Genomic DNA, 2,046 nt, shown 5'->3' with positions numbered 1-2,046 from the left:
GCGGTAGGTCGAGATCTAGTTGCTGGAACAGCAGCGGGGGAACTGGCAACTAAGCTTGGAGTTGGAACTGACGTGGCTGGATTAACTGGCTGGGGAGGATTCTTTTTAGTTACATTAGCAATAGCACTACCAGGAATGGTGATGCTGTTTTTCATGGCACCTTGGAATACGAATAGTCCTGAAGATGCTATTTCCAGACAAGATAAATAAGTGTTTAACAATCGCTAGTGTCATCGATCTATTGACTGAGTGAAGCCAGTTCTATCGATCGAGTGAAGCCAGTTCTATCGATCGAGTAATGGCGACCACAAATACTTAAAAGCATAGGGAAAACCGATCGGGCTGCCGTACCAACCGATTTTACTCAAATCTGCCCCAGCATCAGACATCCACGATTGTAATGTCTTTAATCGGTATCGATCGTCTCAGCCCGCAGTTTCAGCACCAATAAAAAGATTTTCACTATTCATAGTCACTAAAATACAGTGCCCCCAAAACAAATCGCCATCATTGTGGTAAAAAGATACTTCACCATCTGCATCGATCGAGATCGACTCAAGTGTCATTCTTTGCTGGAATTGTTCGGGTGTTAATGGCTCTTCATCTTCATCATCAATCCAGTTCTCATTCTTGATTTGGAGCAAACATTCAGCCGCGTACTCTTTTGCTAACCGAGCATAATTTTCTACCTCTCCGACAAAATTGCTAGCCCTTTTAAGTGCAGAGGCTACGGAATTTTCTGCATCAGTTGAAAGCTGAATCGAAATATCCGATTGTTGAATTTTAAGTTTTCCTTTATACCAGTCATACTCTTTTTCGTAGCGCAGCGTTCCGATTCCGGGGCATTCTAGATCTCGATCGTTCATTTTTTTAGCTCCGGGTATTCTAGATTTGAATAGTTTATTGGTTCAGGTTATTAAATAACAGTCAATACCGATCGATTAATCCATGCTGTCGTGTAGTCTCGATACGCTGCCCAAATCTCAGGAAAACGACTGACATTAGGAACGTGATTGACTTCGAGCAAATGCTTGGTACCTCGATCGGTCACGATATAATCGTTGGCGATAAGTTCTAAGCCGAAAGCTTTAGCAATATTTTTGGTATCTGCTAATAACTCTCGATCGATCTCCATAAAATTAGCATTAGGAGCGTGAATAGACTTGAGCCAACTATCCCCTTCTAATTTTATCTGCCAGTACTTGTCACCAATCAGGACGATGCGTACCGATTGTCCGGGGATAAAAGCTTCGACGATACAAGGATCTTCACTTTGCCAGATGCCTTCAAATCGTTCTTTGTTCTTGCCACAATGCCAGTTACCCCATTTAGCAACTCGTTCGGTTTCGGTATGATATTCGGCTTTTGGCGAAGCATATCCTCTCAAGGGCAACCCAAAGCGTGTATGTTCGAGGGCGCGTACTAGTCCTGGTAAACGCAACCGCAGATCCATCATCCCGCGCGGACTGGGCAAACAAGACCCACCCCACAATGCTAATGCAGCCAGAAATTCGAGATCGTCTTCATAGATACCATGAAATACCACTCGCGTGACCTCGACTAAGCCAGGTTTCTGGCGAGATGCTACCAACAGCTTGCCATCTCTAACGACGATCTGAGGTAAAGCTTGATGGGCGACTATCCCAATACCAAACTCTAGCGCAGACTGGATCTCGCTGACTTCATGTTCTTCTAAACCGACAATACAAACTCTTTGGGTGACAGCCATATTTAGTAATTAGGGTAGTATTTCGATCTTCGTCATCTCTTATGAAGTATACCCAGTCTCAGTCACACGACAGACATAACAAAAGCTGATAAGAGTCATCAGCTCTGCAAACCTGAGAAAGATTTACAAACCTTAACAAAGACGTTAACTTAAGGGCATATCCATAAAACATTCCGTTCCACCAGGAACACAAGCAATCATAAAACAATGACCACAACCTTACAACGCACCCAAGAAGCTAACATCTGGGAACGCTTCTGTAGCTGGGTAACCTCCACCGAAAACCGCATCTACGTCGGTTGGTTCGGCGTCCTGAT

The 2,046-nt window shown here is 44.0% G+C and carries 2 protein-coding genes and 2 pseudogenes; 2 read left to right on the top strand and 2 right to left on the bottom strand.

What is annotated here, in order from left to right; all coding sequences use genetic code 11:
* Positions 1 to 210 (top strand): annotated as a pseudogene (locus tag C7B77_RS28940) (AmpG family muropeptide MFS transporter); the annotation flags it as partial.
* A gap of 215 nt (positions 211 to 425) precedes the next feature.
* Here C7B77_RS28940 and C7B77_RS28935 read toward each other — a convergent pair.
* Together C7B77_RS28935 and C7B77_RS28930 are read right to left on the bottom strand one after the other, a co-directional pair.
* Positions 426 to 866 carry a DUF2262 domain-containing protein gene (locus tag C7B77_RS28935; protein ID WP_106313216.1) on the bottom strand — a complete coding sequence of 147 codons (441 nt, stop codon included), beginning with the start codon at positions 864 to 866 and terminating at the stop codon, positions 426 to 428.
* Positions 867 to 916: 50 nt separating this feature from the next.
* Positions 917 to 1,729, bottom strand: coding sequence for an ATP-grasp domain-containing protein (locus C7B77_RS28930; RefSeq protein WP_106313213.1), 813 nt, complete (start codon positions 1,727 to 1,729; stop codon positions 917 to 919).
* A 207-nt stretch (positions 1,730 to 1,936) separates the two neighbouring features.
* Here C7B77_RS28930 and C7B77_RS28925 point away from each other — a divergent pair.
* Positions 1,937 to 2,046: pseudogene (locus C7B77_RS28925) on the top strand (photosystem II q(b) protein); the annotation flags it as partial.

This window comes from Chamaesiphon polymorphus CCALA 037 (genome assembly GCF_003003845.1).
GTDB lineage: Bacteria > Cyanobacteriota > Cyanobacteriia > Cyanobacteriales > Chamaesiphonaceae > Chamaesiphon > Chamaesiphon polymorphus.
The sequence above is the reverse complement of the archived record's forward strand: the minus strand, read 5'-3'. Positions and strand labels throughout refer to the sequence as shown.

What these genes read in the sequence shown, in the direction of transcription:
- C7B77_RS28935 (WP_106313216.1), bottom strand. Translation starts at nt 866, where the DNA reads ATGAACGATCGAGATCTAGAATGCCCCGGAATCGGAACGCTGCGCTAC.
- C7B77_RS28930 (WP_106313213.1), bottom strand. Translation starts at nt 1,729, where the DNA reads ATGGCTGTCACCCAAAGAGTTTGTATTGTCGGTTTAGAAGAACATGAA.